Origin of the sequence: Pantoea sp. B9002 (assembly GCF_013385945.1) — a bacterium.
Classification (GTDB): Bacteria; Pseudomonadota; Gammaproteobacteria; order Enterobacterales; family Enterobacteriaceae; genus Pantoea.
Genome location: NZ_JACAPA010000010.1, coordinates 46,273 through 65,013, shown reverse-complemented (window position 1 = coordinate 65,013; position 18,741 = coordinate 46,273). Strand labels below are relative to the sequence as shown.

At 56.4% G+C, this 18,741-nt stretch carries 14 protein-coding genes; 3 read left to right on the top strand and 11 right to left on the bottom strand.

The window, feature by feature from the left end:
• Positions 1–177: 177 nt before the first annotated feature.
• Positions 178–1,161 carry a nickel/cobalt transporter gene (locus tag HX773_RS07460; protein ID WP_176971043.1) on the bottom strand — a complete coding sequence of 328 codons (984 nt, stop codon included), beginning with the start codon at positions 1,159–1,161 and terminating at the stop codon, positions 178–180.
• Entirely contained in the window at positions 1,152–1,778 is a 627-nt protein-coding gene (locus HX773_RS07455; RefSeq protein ID WP_176971042.1) for a DUF1007 family protein, read from the bottom strand. Before HX773_RS07455 ends, HX773_RS07460 begins: the two co-directional genes overlap by 10 nt.
• A gap of 155 nt (positions 1,779–1,933) precedes the next feature.
• On the opposite strand from HX773_RS07455, the gene csiE reads away from it, so the two are divergent.
• Positions 1,934–3,202 carry a stationary phase inducible protein CsiE gene (gene csiE, locus HX773_RS07450; protein WP_176971041.1) on the top strand — a complete coding sequence of 423 codons (1,269 nt, stop codon included), beginning with the start codon at positions 1,934–1,936 and terminating at the stop codon, positions 3,200–3,202.
• Here csiE and HX773_RS07445 read toward each other — a convergent pair.
• The gene (locus HX773_RS07445; RefSeq protein ID WP_176971040.1) at positions 3,199–4,338 is read right to left on the bottom strand and encodes a 3-phenylpropionate MFS transporter; all 1,140 of its coding nucleotides are present in this window, start codon (positions 4,336–4,338) and stop codon (positions 3,199–3,201) included. The two genes, csiE and HX773_RS07445, sit on opposite strands and share 4 nt — an antisense overlap.
• 129 nt (positions 4,339–4,467) lie before the next feature.
• Positions 4,468–5,721: a serine hydroxymethyltransferase gene (glyA, locus tag HX773_RS07440; protein WP_176971039.1), complete on the bottom strand. Its 1,254-nt coding sequence runs from the start codon at positions 5,719–5,721 to the stop codon at positions 4,468–4,470.
• A gap of 339 nt (positions 5,722–6,060) precedes the next feature.
• Between glyA and hmpA the strand changes: the two genes are divergently transcribed.
• Positions 6,061–7,245 (top strand): NO-inducible flavohemoprotein, encoded by a 1,185-nt coding sequence (gene hmpA / locus HX773_RS07435; protein WP_176971038.1) that lies wholly within the window; start codon positions 6,061–6,063, stop codon positions 7,243–7,245.
• Between the two features lie 51 nt (positions 7,246–7,296).
• On the opposite strand, the gene glnB is transcribed toward hmpA, so the two are convergent.
• The 5 genes from glnB to purL form a co-directional block, all read right to left on the bottom strand.
• Complete coding sequence (gene glnB / locus HX773_RS07430; protein WP_007886217.1) at positions 7,297–7,635, bottom strand: nitrogen regulatory protein P-II; 339 nt, start codon at positions 7,633–7,635, stop codon at positions 7,297–7,299.
• A gap of 75 nt (positions 7,636–7,710) precedes the next feature.
• A complete protein-coding gene (glrR, locus tag HX773_RS07425) occupies positions 7,711–9,042 on the bottom strand; it encodes a two-component system response regulator GlrR (protein ID WP_101763469.1) in 1,332 nt (443 codons plus the stop codon).
• A gap of 2 nt (positions 9,043–9,044) precedes the next feature.
• On the bottom strand, positions 9,045–9,716 hold the full coding sequence (gene qseG, locus HX773_RS07420) for a two-component system QseEF-associated lipoprotein QseG (RefSeq protein WP_176971037.1): 672 nt from the start codon (positions 9,714–9,716) through the stop codon (positions 9,045–9,047).
• 3 nt (positions 9,717–9,719) lie between these two features.
• The gene (locus HX773_RS07415) at positions 9,720–11,147 is read right to left on the bottom strand and encodes a HAMP domain-containing sensor histidine kinase (protein ID WP_176971036.1); all 1,428 of its coding nucleotides are present in this window, start codon (positions 11,145–11,147) and stop codon (positions 9,720–9,722) included.
• Between the two features lie 614 nt (positions 11,148–11,761).
• A complete protein-coding gene (purL, locus tag HX773_RS07410) occupies positions 11,762–15,652 on the bottom strand; it encodes a phosphoribosylformylglycinamidine synthase (protein WP_176971035.1) in 3,891 nt (1,296 codons plus the stop codon).
• 270 nt (positions 15,653–15,922) lie between these two features.
• On the opposite strand from purL, the gene mltF reads away from it, so the two are divergent.
• Positions 15,923–17,380: a membrane-bound lytic murein transglycosylase MltF gene (gene mltF / locus HX773_RS07405; RefSeq protein WP_176971034.1), complete on the top strand. Its 1,458-nt coding sequence runs from the start codon at positions 15,923–15,925 to the stop codon at positions 17,378–17,380.
• Here the strand turns inward: mltF and tadA are convergent.
• Positions 17,377–17,871 carry a tRNA adenosine(34) deaminase TadA gene (tadA, locus tag HX773_RS07400; protein ID WP_176971033.1) on the bottom strand — a complete coding sequence of 165 codons (495 nt, stop codon included), beginning with the start codon at positions 17,869–17,871 and terminating at the stop codon, positions 17,377–17,379. The two genes, mltF and tadA, sit on opposite strands and share 4 nt — an antisense overlap.
• A gap of 65 nt (positions 17,872–17,936) precedes the next feature.
• Complete coding sequence (yfhb, locus tag HX773_RS07395; RefSeq protein ID WP_176971032.1) at positions 17,937–18,575, bottom strand: phosphatidylglycerophosphatase C; 639 nt, start codon at positions 18,573–18,575, stop codon at positions 17,937–17,939.
• Between the last annotated feature and the right edge of the window lie 166 nt (positions 18,576–18,741).

Genomic DNA, 18,741 nt, shown 5'->3' with positions numbered 1-18,741 from the left:
ATATTACGATAAATAATTATTGTTACTGAATGGACCAGAAGCCTGACTGGTAAGAAATAGCTTAGTCGGTGAAAGCTATTTCCACCAGATTAGTACAGAGAAGAGATTTAATTATATGAGGTGGATAACGATTTAAACGCAGCCGATAATATTACCGCTGCGTTTATTATTTTTAGACTACATGAAAGGACGAATTCCGCCGCCGATGCCCGGCGAGGCACTTTGCCATAATGCAAAGCCCGCAACGATTAACACCACGCTTCCCAACAAGGCGAGCAGCGGCACCAGCAGCTTAGCCGCAGGATGAGTGCCGCCGGCCTGTCCTAAGCGCTGGGCCAGCACTCGGGAACGTTGCACTAGCAAGCCGAGCGCCGAAACCGTCAGTGCGGTGCCCACCGCCATCGCGACGGCAGAGGCGACACCCCACGCATACACACCGATCACTTTGGCAAACAGCAGCATCATGATGGCGCCGGAACAGGGCCGCAGCCCCATGGAAAACACCACCAGCGCCTGCGTTTTAGCGCTAACCGCCTGATCCATCTGCGCGGCGCTTGGCAGATGTGCATGTCCGCAGCCGCAGTGTTCATCATGCTGATGCCTTGGACGAATAGCGTGGATATGCAATTTAGCCTGAGGACGCAATTGCTGACGCAGCGATCGCAGTGCACGCCAACCGACCCAAACACCCAGCGCGACGACTAACAGATAACTGCCCTTCTCCAGCCAGTAACTGCCGAGATGCATCTGGCGCGACGAGGTTTGCAACACCACCAGCATTAGCGTCACCAAACCAATCGCCACGCCGCCTTGCAGCAAAGCCGCCAGCAACGTCAGCTTCATGCTGGTTTTCAACTTTGCCGGATGAGTGGCAAGAAAGGTCGTGATCACCACTTTGCCGTGTCCCGGCCCCAGCGCATGCAGCACGCCGTAAGCGAGGCTGAACAGCATCAGCGTCACGCCCGCCTGCTGCGGTTGTTCAGCAACCTGCTGCAACAGCTGCGTCATCTCGCGATTCAGGACTTTTTGCCACAGCACGCTTTGCAGCAAAATCTGCGACCAGTGCTGCCACAGCAACACGCCCGCCAGCAGCAATAACGTCGCCATCAGCCACAGCGGCCATAAACGTCGTGAACGGGAAGACAGCGAAATCAGTGACATGTCAGCGTCACCGTTTGGGCGAATTGCTGGCCAAGATCCATATCCTCCGGCGGCGCATCGGCTTTATCCAGCGACAGCGCATATTGTTTCAGCGAGTCATCCGGTTTCGGCGTGTGCAGATCGATTTGGCAATGGGATTTAACGGTGTCGTCCATGGTTAATGCCTGCGGATTATCGTAATACATATCAACAAAGTAGCTGGGATCAAAAGTCTGAATACGATACTGCTTCGCGCTCAATAACTGCGGCTCGCCAAACGGCACGATAAACTCCAGCACCGCTTTGTTGCCGTTGCGCGACAGGTGATACTCTTTCGGCAAGTTCAGGAACTTGACCCGATTTTTGTCCTGCCACACTTCGGTGAAATAGTGCTGACCGAGCACATTCGCCATCACCTGCGCCGCCAGCTTTTTCCACACCACATCGCCGGGCTTGGCTTTACCTGCGTCGTACAAAAGATCGGCGGAGGTTATCTCATCCATGGTCCACATCATTTTCATACCGCTGAGATGTTGGTTGTCACTGATGAATTCGGTTTTCATGTCAATAAAGCTGTGCGGATGTGACCAGGCTGCGGCGCTGAACAACAGCGTAAACGTAATGAGTGCAATTTTCATGTGTTATAAAGTAACAATTTTAAAGTGAAGTGTAGAGTGGTCCAGAAAAATTGTGACCCGCCCGAAAGCTCTGAACAAAAGTCACGACAAAGTGCAAGGTTACCGCGCGGAGTTAGCTATTCTTAGCTCAAAAGTGACCTGCGGATAAACCATTGATGAGTTCTGCACCTTCCTCTGCACCACTCTTCAGCCGCTCCCAGCGTCGTTGTCATCTGTTACTGCTGCTATTTCTGCCCGCTCCCGCGTTGACGCTTGAAAAGCTCTGCCAGTTAAATGGCGTGGCGCCTGTTGTCGCCCGACAGGATATCGCGGATGTGGGAGAGGAGATACAGCGTTACCATCAACTGGAGCTACACCAGATGGTCGATGGCAGTTTTCGCATTCATGGGACGGAACTGGACAGGCGGCTGTGCCTGATCCATTGGCTGCGACGCGCGCTGCGTTTGTCGCAGGATTTTGTCTGCGAGCATTTTGCCCCGGTGCTGCGTCAGCGCCTGAAAGTACTGAAAATCGAGAAAGCGTTGTGGGATGAAACCAACCTGCAGGCGCTGATTCAGCACTGCAGTCTGCGTCTGGCGCGCGACTTCAGCCCGCGCGACCGCCTGTTTCTGCAAATCTTCATGAAGTATTCGCTGTGCCAGCGCCAAAATGCTCTGTTCAATGACGGGCAACGCGCATGGCTGGCGGAAAAAGCCGAACGCGCTGCCGCCGACGACGTCATCCATCACTGGCAGAAACGCTGCCACCTAGCGCCGGATGTTAGTGAAACCGACTTCTGGACGCTGCTGTTCAGTCTGATTCACGCGCCAACCGCCACGCAGCTGGAGCATCCGCAGGCGGTAAAGCTGATGCAGTCAGTGGAAGCGCTGATTGCGCGCTTTGAGCAGCTGGCACAAACCACCTTTAAGAATCGCGCCGAACTCACTCAGCAACTCTTTACGCATCTGGCGCAGGCGCTGGATCGCAGTCATTTTGCCATCGGCATCGATAACAGTGTGGCGTTGGATGTCGCACGACTTTATCCGCGCCTGCTGCGCACCACGGAACGCGCACTTGAGCATTTCAGCCGTAATTTTGCCACGCGCTTTAGTGCTGAAGAGGTAAGCCTGGTGGCGGTGCTATTTGGTGCCTGGCTGATGCAGGAGAGCGCATTGCAGGAAAAGCAGGTGCTGCTGCTGACGGGCGCGGATGCGGCGCTGGAGCAGTTGCTGGAGCAGCAGCTGCGGGAAATGACGCTGCTACCGATTAACATCAGCTATCAGGACGTCGTGCATTTTCAGCGTGAAGGCGCGCCGCGCGATATCGCGCTGGTGATTACGCCGTACGCCATTTCATTGCCGCTGTTTTCACCGCCGCTGATCCAGGCGGAGCTGCCGCTGAGTAGTCATCAGCAGCAGCGCATTCGCCAGTTACTGGAGAGCTAAGCGGCGCGCGGACGCAGAAACAGCGCCGGCAGCGCCACTAGCGCCATTACCCAGAACAGATGTCCTTGCAGATGCGTAAACAGCACGCCGCAAATCATGGTCATCACCGCAATACCGCCGCCCATGGCCAGCGCCGAATAGAGCGATTGCAGACGAATCACTTCCGCGCCTTGGCGCGCGGCAATAAACCGCATCGCCGCTAAATGGCAGACGGTAAAGCTGCCGCAGTGCAGAATCTGCGCCACGATCAGCAACGGCAAGGCGGTGCTGGAGCCCAGCATCGTCCAGCGGATAATGGCACACACGCCTGATAACAGCAGCAGATCGCGCGCACTCCAGCGGCGGAACAGTCGGCTGCTGAGGGCAAAAATGATGATTTCAGCCACCACGCCCAGCGACCACAAGTAGCCAATAATCGACGCGGAATAACCGCTCTCCTGCCACCAGATCGCGCTAAAGCTGTAGTAAGCCGCGTGCGCGCCCTGCAACAAGGTCACGCATAACATAAAGCGCCACACCGCATTTTCGCGCAGCAAATCACGCCATGCCTGCCAGCCACCGTCGGTTGACGTCTGACGTTCACTGCCCTGCGGCTTAGTCGCTGGCGTTAACATCATTCCACCTAACATGCCGATCGCGCCTAACGAAAGCAGCACCAGAATCGCCTGAGACGAGAACGCCGTGACAAGCATGCCGGTTAAGGCGGAGCTGATGACAAACGCCAGCGAACCCCAGAGACGAACCGGACCATAAGTCAGACCGATTTGCTGCGTCCAGGTGGCGGCCAGCGCATCGCTCAGCGGCACCAACGGTGAGAAAAACAGGTTGAAGCCGATCATCACGAACAGCAGCCACATCCACTGTTGTCCCAGCCAATAACCGATGGCGAACAGGCATGTCATCAGCGCCAGCAGGCGCAGCGCGGTGATCAGCTGGGAGGGATTTTTTACCTGCGAAGCAATCAGCAAACTGCCGACAAAACGCGCCACCATGCCGCAACCCAGCAGCAGACCGATTTTTTCCGCATCGAGTCCGGTGCCTTTGAGCCACACACTCCAGAAGGGAAGGTAAATGCCGTAACAGAAGAAGTAAGTGAAGTAGCCCAAACCGAGCCATTTAGCGGAGCCGATTGCCATATTCCCTCCAGCAAAAATGCTGCTGAGCAGCACGAGTGGGCGCTACTTTGTCAGAGCGCTGCCGCGACGGCAATAAAAAAAGGATGGCTTGCGCCATCCTTTTTTGCACTGCATCGAGAAGCGTAAAGCTTACGCGTACACCGGCAGACGGCTGCAGATTTCCAGCACTTTCTGTTTGGTACGTTCGATGGTCGCTTCGTCGTTGATGTTGTCCAGCACGTCAGCGATCCAGCCAGCCAGCTCGCGAACGTCAGCTTCTTTGAAGCCACGGCGCGTCACCGCTGGAGTACCGATACGCACGCCAGAAGTCACGAACGGACTCTTCGGATCGTTAGGTACGCTGTTTTTGTTCACGGTAATGTTGGCACGACCCAGAGCGGCATCGGCTTCTTTACCAGTCAGGTTTTTGCTGACCAGATCGATCAGGAACAAGTGGTTGTGTGTGCCACCGGAAACGATGTTGTAACCGCGCTCCAGCAGAACTTCCACCATCGCTTTCGCGTTCTTAGCCACCTGCTGCTGATAAGTCTTGAACTCTGGCTCCATCGCTTCTTTGAACGCCACCGCTTTACCGGCGATCACGTGCATCAGAGGACCGCCCTGACCACCCGGGAACACCGCGGAGTTCAGTTTTTTATACAGGTCTTCGTCACCGTTTTTCGCCAGGATCAGGCCGCCGCGCGGACCCGCCAGGGTTTTATGGGTAGTTGAAGTCACGATGTGCGCATGAGGAACCGGGTTCGGATAGACGTCTGCTGCGATCAGGCCCGCAACGTGTGCCATATCGACGAACAGGTATGCGCCAACGCTGTCTGCGATTTCACGCATTTTGGCCCAGTCGCACACGCCAGAGTATGCAGAGAAGCCGCCGACGATCATTTTCGGCTTGTGGGTTTGCGCCAGTTCAGCCAGCTCTTCGTAGTTGATTTTGCCGGTTTCATCGATGCCGTAAGGAATAACGTTGTACAGCTTACCCGACAGGTTCACTGGAGAACCGTGCGTCAGGTGACCACCGTGCGCCAGGTTCATACCCAGAATGGTGTCGCCCGGCTGCAGCAGCGCGGTGTAGACCGCGAAGTTAGCCTGAGAACCGGAGTGCGGCTGCACGTTAGCGAAATCTGCACCGAACAGCTCTTTAGCGCGATCGATCGCCAGCTGCTCAACGATATCGACGTATTCACATCCGCCGTAATAACGTTTGCCCGGATAGCCTTCGGCATATTTGTTGGTGAGCTGTGAACCTTGGGCCTGCATTACGCGTGGGCTGGTGTAGTTTTCAGAAGCAATCAGTTCAATGTGCTCTTCCTGACGCACTTTCTCTTGCTCCATAGCCTGCCACAACGCGGCATCATAATCGGCAATGTTCATATCACGCTTTAACATCCGGACTCTCCTGACTCAGCTAACTTTTTAACGGCAGTTTAGGCCCCGGCTAGGGGGCGAAGGCGAACAGTGTAAACGGTTTTGACAGGTGACGGTAGCGTCAATCCCCTCTTTTTGCGCAAACGATTGGCAAGGCGCTGGAACGGGTTTTTTACGCTTTTTTGCAAGCCGGAAAATCACGAAATTTGCTCACTTTCATCGCGAAAGAATTTCAGCTTTGCGGGCCAGCCCGCACCTTTTTTGCTTAATCCTTAATCACAAAAGGGGATTTACAGGCGCTTCGATTACCCATAAGATGCATTTAAAATACATGTTTAAATTCACTCTGAGGATTTCACCATGCTCGACGCGCAAACCATCGCTACCATCAAATCTACCTTGCCCGCCATTGCCCAGATCGGTCCGCAGCTGACCGGCCATTTCTACCAGCGTTTACTGACGCAGCATCCTGAACTGAAAAACGTGTTCAACATGAACAATCAGCGCAGCGGCAATCAGCGGGAAGCGTTGTTCAACGCCATTGTGGCTTATGGCAGCAACCTGGAAAATTTGGCCGTGCTGTTGCCGGCGGTGGAGAAAATTGCGCAGAAGCATGCCAGCCTGAATATCCAGCCCGAGCAGTACGCGATTGTGGGTGAAAACCTGCTGGCGACGATTGATGAGCTACTGCATCCGGGGGAAGAAGTGCTGACCGCGTGGGGCAAAGCGTATGGCGTGCTGGCCGATGTGTTTATCCAGCGTGAAGAAGCTATTTATTCGGCCTCCGAAGAGAAAACCGGCGGCTGGCGCGGTGCGCGTGATTTCCGTATTCGCGCCATCAATCAGGAAAGTTCGGTGATCAAGAGTTTTGAATTGGTGCCAAACGACGGTCAGCCGGTGGCAACCTTCCTGCCAGGTCAATATCTGGCCATCAGCTTACAACCAGCAGGCTGTGAAAATATTCAGCATCGCCAGTATTCGCTGACGCACCAGCCAAATGGGCAGTTTTATCGCATCGCAGTTAAACGCGAAGCGCTGGGCAGCGTGTCGGGCTGGCTGCATGATCGTGCGCAGGTGGGCGATATTGTGCATTGCGCGGCACCAGCCGGTGATTTCTTCCTGCAGGCTGAAGCCGCTACGCCGATTACGCTGATCTCTGCTGGCGTCGGCCAAACCCCAATGCTGGCGATGCTGGCTAATCTGGCGCAGCAGCAACATCCGGCTGCGGTTAACTGGCTACACGCAGCAGAAGCCGGTTCACAGCATGCGTTTGCTGAAGAGGTGAAATCCCTCGGCGCACGCCTGCCAAACTTCACCAGCCACGTTTGGTATCATCAGCCGGAAAGCGCGGATGCCGGACGTTACGACGCGCAGGGCTTGATGGATTTGGCGAGCGTATCCTCGGCGCAGAACCAGGCCGAACGTCAGTTCTGGATCTGTGGTCCGCTGCCGTTTATGCAGTTTGTCGCACGTCAACTGGTTGATGCCGGCGTGAATGCCGATCGCATCCACTACGAAGTGTTTGGCCCGCACAAGGTGCTGTAAAACAAAAAAGCCTGCGCAAGGCAGGCTTTTACAGGCAATGCGCGAAGGGGCTTAAATCGCCTCTTCGTCCTCTTCACCGGTACGGATACGCACCACGCGCGCCACGTCAAAGACAAAGATTTTGCCGTCGCCGATTTTGCCGGTCTGCGCGGTTTTCATAATGGTTTCAACGCAGGTATCGACGATATCGTCACCTACCACCATTTCGATTTTCACTTTTGGCAGAAAATCGACCATGTACTCAGCGCCGCGATACAGCTCAGTGTGACCTTTCTGACGACCAAAGCCTTTCACTTCACTGACGGTCATCCCGGTGATGCCCACTTCAGCTAACGCTTCACGTACATCATCGAGTTTGAATGGTTTGATAATTGCATCGATCTTTTTCATGACAGATCCTTTTTTACTCCTTCCATGATGGACGGATACCGTTAGTATAATTGTTCCTGACGCTGCCGCAGCAAGCTACTCTTTAAATTCGCTGGCGTCCAATTCATGGCGCGACAGCAGCTTATAGAATTCAGTGCGGTTACGTCCAGCCAGACGCGCAGCGTTGGTGACATTTCCTTTGGTCATCTGCAGCAATTTACGCAGATAGTTCAGCTCAAACTGATTACGCGCTTCGACGAAAGTGGGCAACGCGGTATTTTCCCCTGCCAGCGCCTGTTCAACCAGCGCATCACCGATGACCGGCGCGGTACTTAAGGCGACGCACTGCTCAATCACGTTGACCAGCTGGCGCACATTGCCCGGCCATGCGGCGCTGACCAGCCGCTTCATCGCATCCACTGAGAAACTGCGCACAAAAGGTTTATGGCGATCGGCGGACTGGCGCAGCAGATGATTCGCCAGCAGCGGAATATCTTCAGCACGCTCGTGCAGCGCGGGAATTTTCAGATTCACCACGTTAAGACGATAGTAGAGATCTTCGCGGAAACTCTTCTTCTCCATCGCTTTGGGCAAATCGCGGTGCGTGGCGGAAATAATCCGCACGTTGATATCCAGATCGCGGTTGCTGCCTAACGGCCGCACTTTGCGCTCCTGCAACACACGCAGCAGTTTCACCTGCAGCGCCTGCGGCATATCGCCAATCTCATCAAGAAACAGCGTGCCGCCTTCGGCTGCCTGGAACAGACCTTCACGCGCGCTGACTGCGCCAGTAAAGGCGCCTTTAGCATGACCAAAGAGTTCAGATTCTAAAAGTTGTTCCGGCAGCGCACCGCAGTTGATGGCGATGAACGGCTTGGTGGCGCGCGGGCTGGCGGCGTGAATCGCCTGCGCCAGCACTTCTTTACCGGTGCCGCTTTGCCCATTGATCAACACGCTGACGTCAGATTGCGCCACCATGTGCGACTGCTCCAGCAAGCGCAGCATCTGCGGATTGCGGGTCACAATCGCTTCGCGCCAGCCGTCATCGCTGATCGGCGCGCGTTGAGCCAGCGCTTCATCTATCGCTTTATATAAGGCATCACGATCGACCGGTTTGGTCAGAAAGCTGAACACGCCTTGTTGCGTGGCGGAAACGGCTTCCGGGATCGATCCGTGCGCAGTAAGAATGATCACCGGCAAGCCCGCATGGCGCTTCTGCACTTCGCCGAACAGCGCCAGACCATCCATTTCGTCCATACGCAGGTCGCTGATCACCAAATCAACCTTCTCTTTCTGCAGATGGCGCAGGGCTTCCGGCCCGCTGGCGGCCGTCGCGACCTGATAGCCTTCGCTGCTCAGACGCATGCCGAGCAGTTTCAATAAGCCCGGATCGTCATCCACCAGCAGTAAACGTGCGGCTTGTTTCATGGTTACTGATCCTCACTTTGCACATCGCTGCCGCCGTGCGATATGTCGCTGCTGTCGGGCGCTTTGCGCGACGACAACTGGCGTTCAATATCGGTTAAACGCTCTAACTTGCGTTGGGTATCGGCCAGCGCCTGACGCATTTTGGTTTGCTGCTGGCGCAGGTTATCCATCTCCGCATCATTACTCTGCTGCAAAGCGGCGTAACGTCCGCGCGCTTCACTCAGCTCCAGTTGCGCCGCCTGATTGCTGCGCCACAGTTGCAGCAGCGGACGCACCGACGCCGGATAAGCCGCGCTGTAACCGTCTAAGGTGGTGACGAAATCACGACGCTCAACCGGCGTGACGTTACCGTTCGCGAGCAAGATGCCCTGTTTGAAGGCGCGCGCCCAGCCTTGTACCGGCCAACGACGTGCTTCCGCCCGCGCTTCGGCTGGCGATAAACGCTCGGCGCAATCCATGGCGCGCTGCCAATAGAGCGGATTGCCTGCGGCGGCAGGCGTTTCGATTTGCCACACGTTTTGGCAATCGGTCGCCAGATAATCCGGCAGGCGCACCTCCGGTTCAGGCACGCTGACGCCATTATGCTGCGTACGATCTTGTGACGGTGCCTGGCAGGCGCTGAGGCCCAAAACCAGCACTGCACTGGTCACAAGTTTGAATAGGGTTAATTTCATTAATCAGGCATTCCCGGCGCTGGTCGTCAGAATGATACGAAAACAGACATCCGCATCCTTGCGCGTTACCAACTGCAGATCGCCGTGCATCCTGCGCAGACAATCTTTGGCGATGCTTAAGCCCAGCCCGCTGCCTTTGACCGGCCCTTTGCGCTGTTGGCTGCCCTGATAAAAGGGCTCAAAAATCATCGCCTGCTCTTCAGCCGGAATCGGTGTGCCGGTGTTTGCCACCTCAATCCACACCTGGTTGCCCTTCTGCTGGCTCTGCAGCCAGATGTTACCGGATTCGCTGCCGTAGTTCACGGCGTTCGAATAGAGGTTATCGATCACCCGCTGCAGCAGCGTCGCTTCCGCCAGACAGTGATGCACTTGCAGATCAACATGTGTGGTCATTTCACGCGCATTGGCCGGCAACGAATGCACTTTTACCACCGAATCAATGATTTCATTTAGCGCCACGGGCTTCAGCGCCATCGGTCCGTCGGCCAGCTTGCGGTTGTAATCGAGCAACTGCTCAATTAGCCGCTGTAAATGACGGCTGCTGGTATCGAGAATCGCTACCACTTCCTGCTGCTCGGCATTCAGTGGTCCAGCGACCTGATCGGCCAGTAGTTCTGTGCCTTCACGCAGGCTGGCAAGCGGCGTTTTCAGCTCATGCGACAGATGCCGCAGAAATTCGTGGCGCTGCTCTTCCAGCCAGCTTAACCGCTCACTCAGCCAGACAATGCGCTGCCCCAGCGAACGGATCTCACGCGGACCACGGAAACTGCCGCTATCGCCCAGCGCTTTACCTTCGCCCAGTCGATTGATCATGCGTTCAACCCGTTTCACCGGCCCGATGATCATCCCCGTGAACAGCAAGACCAGCACCAGGCTGATCAGGAACAGAATCAGCGCCTGCCAGCCAAAAAACTGGCCGCGATCGGCGATTTCACGCTGCAGCTGTAAGCCGCGTGAAAACACCACTTCACGCGTTGCCTGCACCATTTGCGTGTTGGTATCGGAAAAGCGCTCCAGCGCGCTGGCGGCTTGCGCCTCGGGATTGCCGTTATCGCACTGCAGTTGCTGCAGCGGCGGCAAGGTGGTTTGCAGCACTTTGAAGGAGGGCAGATCGGGCAAACTGGCAGCGTGACTGCTGAGCATTTGGCCGTAGCGTGTCCACTGCGTTTGATACAGCTTCGCCAGCGACGCATCGCCGAGCACGCAATATTGACGATAGCTGCGCTCCAGCTCCAGCGCGGTTCGTGCCATCGCTTCGCTGCGACGCACATCGGTAAAGGTATTGCGGTTGGTATCCGCTGCCTGGTTGCTCAACGCCGAGAGACTTTCCCACGCTTGCCACGCCAGCACTAGCAACGGCAGCAGCACCAGCAGGAAAGCCATTAACACTAACTGCCGCAGGGATCGGGGAAACAAACGCCATTTCATCACAACCGCGCTTCCTTAAATGTGAGCTGCAGGCATGCTAGCGAAGTATCAAAACGGAAGAAAGGCCAGATATGAAAACGGCAGGCCTTTTGGCCTGCCGTGAGAGCGACGCCGCAGCATCGCTTGCAAAATAGGTGGAGCCTAACTCAACGTTGCGCCCGATGTTTGATAACGTTGCAAAGCAAACGATTATCGGTGAGGTGGACGACAGGCTCCGTTTGGTGCGTCATTCGGTTTTTATGAGCTCAGCCGCTAAAACGGGGCAATCATAAACAGGTGAATGAGCCACGCACAGAGTATAGCAAGTATCGTGCCAATAAATAAATAGCGTTTATTATCAGAGGAATGCCAGACAGGAAGCGGGATCCGGTAGAAAAGCGGACCGGCCGGTCAGTGAAAAGTGTCGCTGATTAGCAACGGGTTTGGTGCGCTAGTTTTCCGTCCTGATAAATCAATGAGTTAAATGTCACCTTTTGGCGACAGTGTAATGTCGGGATTGTCGTTGTTTTCCGACAGTTTGAGAATCATGCGGTTTTCAACAAGGTCGCCATGAATGGCGCCCCTACAAAACGCGCAGTAGAATAAAAAAGGCCGCTGTTTAGCGGCCTTTGTTTTGCTTATCCCAACTGCTTACGCGCGTTGCGGAAAATACGCATCCACGGGCTGTCTTCGCCCCACTCTGCCGGATGCCAGGAGTTGCTCACGGTACGGAACACACGCTCTGGGTGCGGCATCATAATGGTGACGCGACCGCTTTCGTTGGTTACCGCAGTGATGCCGTTTGGCGAGCCGTTCGGGTTGGCCGGATAGCTTTCTGTCACTTTGCCGAAGTTATCGACGAAGCGCAGCGCCACCAAGCCTTTGCTCTCCAGCTGTGCCAGATGCGCGCCGTCACGCACTTCGACAAAACCTTCACCGTGCGATACCGCGATTGGCATATGCGATCCAGCCATGCCATCCAGCAGCAGCGATGGACTCGCCGCCACTTCAACCAGGCTGAAACGCGCTTCGAAACGCTCGGACTGGTTGCGCACAAAGCGTGGCCACAGCTCGCTCCCCGGAATTAGTTCACGCAGGTTCGACATCATCTGGCAACCGTTACACACGCCAAGTGCCAGCGTTTGTGGACGATGGAAGAAGTTCTCGAACTCATCACGCACGCGGCCGTTGAACAGGATGGATTTCGCCCAGCCTTCGCCCGCGCCCAGCACGTCACCGTACGAGAAGCCACCGCAGGCAACCAGCGCCTGGAACTCTTCCAGACCGCGACGCCCAGCCAGCAGATCGCTCATGTGCACGTCAACCGCGGTAAAGCCCGCACGATGGAAGGCGGCGGCCATCTCCACGTGTGAGTTGACGCCTTGCTCACGCAGCACCGCCACACGCGGACGTGCACCCGTCGCAATCATCGGTGCCGCAACATCTTCTTCTGGCTTGAAGGTCAGATGGACGTTCAGACCTGGGTCATTATCGTCTTTCTTCGCTTCATGCTCCTGATCGGCACAGGCTGGGTTATCACGCAGACGCTGCATCTGCCAGGTGGTTTCTGCCCACCAGGTACGCAGCGTGGTACGGCTTTCGCTGTACACCGCGCTGTCGCCAGAGCGGATCACGAAACGATCGCCCGGCAGGGCTTTACCAATCACGTGCAGATTAGCGCTCAGGCCGTGGTCAGCGAACACCTTCTCGACTGCTGCACGATCCGCTGCGTTGATCTGCAGTACCGCGCCCAGCTCTTCGGTGAACAATGCAGCTAACGCATCGCTGCCCAGCGCGGCGATATCGGCTTCGATACCGCAGTGACCGGTGAAGGCCATCTCCGCCAGCGTGACCAGCAGGCCGCCGTCAGAACGGTCGTGGTAAGCCAGCAGTTTCTGCTCGGCCACCAGCGCCTGAATGGCGTTGAAGAAGCCCGCCAGCTGCGTGGCATCACGCACGTCGGCAGGCTTGTCGCCCAGCTGACGATAAACCTGCGACAGCGCGGTGGCGCCGAGCGTGTTCGCGCCGTTGCCCAGATCCAGCAGCAGCAGCAGGTTGTCTTGATCCGCCTGCAGCTGCGGCGTCACGGTGCGACGCACATCTTCCACGCGCGCAAAGGCGGTGATCACCAGCGACAGCGGCGAAGTCATTTCGCGCTGCTCGGTACCTTGCTGCCAGCGGGTTTTCATCGACATTGAGTCTTTGCCCACCGGAATGGTGATACCCAGCGCAGGACACAGCTCTTCGCCGACCGCTTTAACCGCAGCGTACAAGCCTGCGTCTTCGCCTGGGTGACCGGCGGCGGCCATCCAGTTGGCAGACAGCTTAACGCGCTGCAGCGAACCAATTGAGGTTGCTGCGATGTTGGTCAGCGCTTCACCGACGGCGAGGCGACCCGAAGCCGCGAAGTCGAGCAATGCGACGGGGGCACGTTCGCCGAGGGAGAACGCTTCACCGTGATAGCTATCGAGGCTGGCGGTGGTGACGGCGCAGTTCGCAACCGGAATCTGCCATGGACCTACCATCTGATCGCGCGCGACCATGCCGGTTACGCTGCGGTCACCAATGGTGATCAGGAAGGTTTTTTCCGCCACGGTCGGCAAGTGCAGCACGCGATTCACCGCATCCGCTACGGTAATCCCGTCACGCTGCAGCGCTTCGCCGTTGGCCTGTTGGCTGGCAACATCACGCGTCATCTTCGGCGTTTTGCCCAGCAGCACGTCGAGCGGCATGTCGATTGGCTTGTTGTCGAAATGGCTGTCGGCGAGGTTCAGATGCAGCTCTTCGGTGGCTTCACCGATGACCGCATACGGCGCGCGTTCACGCTGGCACAGCTCGTCGAACAGCGCCAGTTTCTCCGGCGCGACCGCCAGCACATAACGTTCCTGCGACTCGTTACACCACACTTCCAGCGGGCTCATGCCTGGCTCATCGCTGAGGATGTCGCGCAGGTTGAAGTTGCCGCCACGATTACCGTCGCTCACCAGTTCTGGCATGGCGTTCGAAAGTCCGCCCGCGCCGACGTCATGGATGAACAGAATCGGGTTGGCTTCGCCCAGCTGCCAGCAGCGGTCAATCACTTCCTGGCAACGACGCTCCATTTCTGGGTTGTCGCGCTGTACTGACGCAAAGTCGAGATCGGCATCCGATTGGCCTGACGCCATTGACGATGCCGCGCCGCCGCCCAGACCGATATTCATGGCCGGACCACCGAGCACGATCAGTTTGGCACCGACCACGATTTCGCCTTTCTGCACGTGATCGGCACGGATGTTACCGATGCCGCCCGCCAGCATGATGGGCTTGTGATAGCCGCGCAGTTCTACGCCATTGTGGCTGTTGACGCGCTCTTCGTAGGTACGGAAGTAGCCGTTCAGGGCTGGACGACCAAATTCGTTGTTGAACGCCGCGCCGCCCAATGGGCCTTCGGTCATGATATCCAGCGCGGTGACGATGCGATCCGGCTTACCGAAATCCTCTTCCCACGGCTGTTCAAAGCCAGGAATACGCAGATTCGATACCGAGAAACCGACCAGACCGGCTTTTGGCTTCGCGCCACGTCCGGTTGCGCCTTCGTCACGAATTTCGCCACCGGAACCGGTCGCAGCACCCGGCCACGGCGAAATGGCGGTTGGGTGGTTATGGGTTTCGACTTTCATCAGGATATGTGCGGCTTCCTGATGGAATTCATATTCGCCCTTCTGCGCATCGGCGTAGAAGCGGCCAACCTCAGAACCTTCCATTACCGCGGCGTTGTCTTTATAGGCAGACAGCACGTGCTCAGGATTGTGTTCAAAGGTGTTCTTGATCATTTTAAACAGCGACTTCGGCTGCTTTTCGCCGTCGATAATCCAGTCGGCGTTGAAGATCTTGTGACGACAATGCTCGGAGTTTGCCTGCGCAAACATGTAGAGCTCGATGTCGTTTGGATTGCGGCCCAGCTTAGTAAAGGCATCAAGCAGGTAATCGATCTCATCATTGGCCAGCGCCAGGCCCAGCGTGGTGTTGGCCTGCTCCAGCGCGCTGCGGCCGGCGCCCAGCACGTCAACGCTTTTCAGCGGCTGCGGCTGATGGTGAGCAAACAGCTGCTGCGCATCGTTGAGATCAGCGAACACCGTTTCCATCATGCGGTCATGCAGCAGGCTAGCCAGTTGCTGCCACTGTGCTTCCGTCAGCTCAGGTGCCTGCACATAGAAGGCCATACCGCGCTCAAGACGCAATACCTGTGGCAGATCGCAGTTATGGGCGATGTCGGTGGCTTTCGATGACCACGGTGAGATGGTGCCGGGACGCGGCGTTACCAGCAACAGACGCCCTTGTGGCGCGTGTTCGGCGAGAGAAGGACCGTATTTCAGCAGGCGTTGCAGGCGGGCTTGCTCATCCGCGCTGAGCGGTGCACTAACATCGGCAAAATGGACGTACTCGGCGTAAATATCACTCACCGGAAGGTGAGCGTCCTGAAAGCGGGTCAGCAGTTTGTTTACACGAAATGCCGACAGAGCGGGCGAACCACGCAGAATTTCCATCATTAAAGATCTCTCGTCTTTGAAGTGCCGGGCGACGCTTCATTGGGCGCAACAGGGGAAAACGGGCGGTATTATAGAGAAACAGCACGGGTTACGAAACCGTTTGCGCATAAATTCTGGCACCTGGCGTTTGGCTGAATTTTGCACAATTCTTGCTATAAAAGTTGCCCTGCCCCTTTTTGTTGCGCAAAATGCCCCTCGCTCTGGGAGTTAAAACAACATAAATACTGCCTTTAAAAGACAGAGGCCTGTGAGCCATTACGAGACAACTATTTGAAACGCCTAAAAATAAACTATCTGTTTATCGGTCTGATCACCGTGCTACTTGCGCTAGCATTGTGGCCTTCAATCCCGTGGTACGGGGGCGGAACAGACGCGCTATCACAGATCAAATCACGCGGAGTGCTGCGCATCAGTACCGTTAACTCTCCGCTGACTTACTACACCATTAACAATGCACCAGCCGGTATGGATTACGAGCTGGCGAAGCGCTTCGCCGATTACCTTGGCGTGAAACTGGAAGTTGAGGTGCGTCCTAACCTCGGCGATCTGTTTGACGACCTTGATGACGGTAAAGCGGATTTGCTGGCGGCCGGCTTGATCTACAACAGCGAGCGCCTCGCGCACTACCAAAGTGGCCCGAGTTACTATTCGGTGTCGCAGCAGCTGGTGTACCGCATTGATAAGCCTCGCCCGAAGAATCTCGGCGATCTCAAAGGCCGCCTGATTGTGCAGTCCGGTTCGGCATATCTGTCAACTTTACGTTCCGCCAAAGCTGACAGCTATCCCGATCTCGACTGGGCGATCTCCACCGATCAGGGCCAGAAAGCGCTGCTTGAAGCGGTCGCTGACGGCAAACTCGATTACACGGTGGGCGATTCGGTCACCATCGGCCTGCTGCAGCGCATTCATCCGCAGCTGGCGGTGGCATTTGATGTGACCGACGAAGAGCCGGTAACCTGGTATTTACCGCGCAACGAAGACGACAGCCTGAGCGCGGCGATGCTCGACTTCTACAGCCAGATGGGCGAGGAAGGCGCGATGGCGCGACTGGAGGAGAAGTATCTCGGCCACGTTGGCACCTTCGATTACGTTGATACCCGCACCTTCCTGCGCGCCATTGATAACACGCTGCCGGATATCAAACCGCTGTTTGAGAAATATTCCGCCAGCATGGATTGGCGTTTACTGGCGGCGATCTCCTATCAGGAGTCGCACTGGAATCCGCAGGCCACATCGCCAACCGGCGTGCGCGGCATGATGATGTTGACGCGTAATACCGCCGACAGCCTTGACGTTGACGATCGCCTCGATCCCGAACAGAGCATTCGCGGCGGCAGCGAATATCTCAAGCGCATGATGGAGAAAGTACCGGAAACCATTCCTGAAGATGAACGTATCTGGTTCGCGCTGGCGGCATACAACATGGGCTACGCGCACATGTTGGACGTACGCAAGCTAACGGCGAAACAGGGCGGCAATCCAGACAGCTGGGCCGATGTGAAGCTGCGTTTGCCGATGCTGAGCCAGAAGCGCTACTACACGCAAACCACCTACGGCTACGCGCGCGGCCACGAAGCCTATAACTACGTGGAGAATATCCGTAAGTATCAAATCAGTTTGGTGGGATATTTGCAGGAGCAGGAGAAGCGTTTAGCGCAGCAGTCAGCGCTGGAAGCGGAGTTAGGCGCCGGTTACCCGGCGGTCGAACCGAAAATTGCCATGAATTAACCGGTGCGCTGCGCCTGACGCAGCGCCTTCTTCTGCTCGCGACGCATGCGGAAGAAGTCACTCAGCATCCCGGCACACTCTTCCGCCAGCACACCGTAATCAATCTGAATTTGGTGATTCATGCCGGGATGACCAATCACATCCAGCAGTGAACCGGCCGCGCCGGTTTTCTCATCTTTAGCGCCATACACCAGCCGCGTGATGCGGCTGTGCACCATCGCACCGGCGCACATCACGCAGGGTTCCAGCGTGACGTAGAGCGTGGTATCCAGCAGACGATAGTTTTCCAGTACTTTGCCGCCCTGACGCAGCGCCATGATCTCGGCATGTGCGGTGGGATCGTGCTGACCAATCGGCCGATTCCAGCCTTCGCCAATCACCTTGTCACCCTGCACCAGCACCGCCCCAACCGGTACTTCGCCCTGCTCCCACGCGCGCTTCGCCAGTTCCAGCGCATAACGCATCCAGTATTCATCAGTTTGTGGGTTCACCGGGCAACTCCTGCGGGCAATAAAAGGCGGCGCATTATAGCGATGCTGCTGCCGGAATCGAAGCGTTATTCCAGCTGTTGCAGCTCACCGCTCGGCGTGACGCGCCAGCGGTGCTGACAGAAGAACAGCAGCGGGTTGTCCTGTTTGCTGTCGCTGTAGCCGCTATACAGTTGCAGCGGCGTGCCGATTTTCTCCTCCAGCTGCGCCACCTTTTCATGGCCGAGACAGCGCATCGACAGCAAGCGTCCGCCGCGGCCTGGTTTCATCTGGCTGGCGATCAGCTGTACGCGCGGTAAGAAGGCCGAATCGAAATAGACTTGCTCCACCAGCGACTGCGGCGAACCGGTAATCAGCCAGACATCGGCATCGCTGCTGCTGAGATAGTCGGTGAGTCGCTGCTGCACCATCGGAAACGCAGTAACACGCTGGCGGAACCACTCAGCGAATTCCGCCTCACGCTGGCGCAGTCGTGTTTCGCTGTGGCCGAAGGTAATCGCCCACAGCAATAAACTCATCGGCCAGCGCGCGGCGCGCCCTTTAATCAGCATGCCAAGACCAATCACCGGTAACAGCGGCACCACCAGCAGCAGATTGATCGGCTGACGTCGCAGCAGATAGCGCATAAAGGTGCCAAACATGTCTTGCTGATGTAGCGTGCCATCGAGATCGAAAAACACCACGCGTCGTTGTGTACCCTTTGTCAAACAGCACTCCTTCTCTATCCTTCGTGGTTTATGCACTACAGTGTAGCCAGCTTCGGCGTTCGAGGCGAAAGCTGCTATTTTTAATTCCAGTGACTACAATGCCATTTGAATAGTTTATTCTTCGCGTTTACGCGCTGTTTGCGGATAAAGGAATTAAGGATCGAAC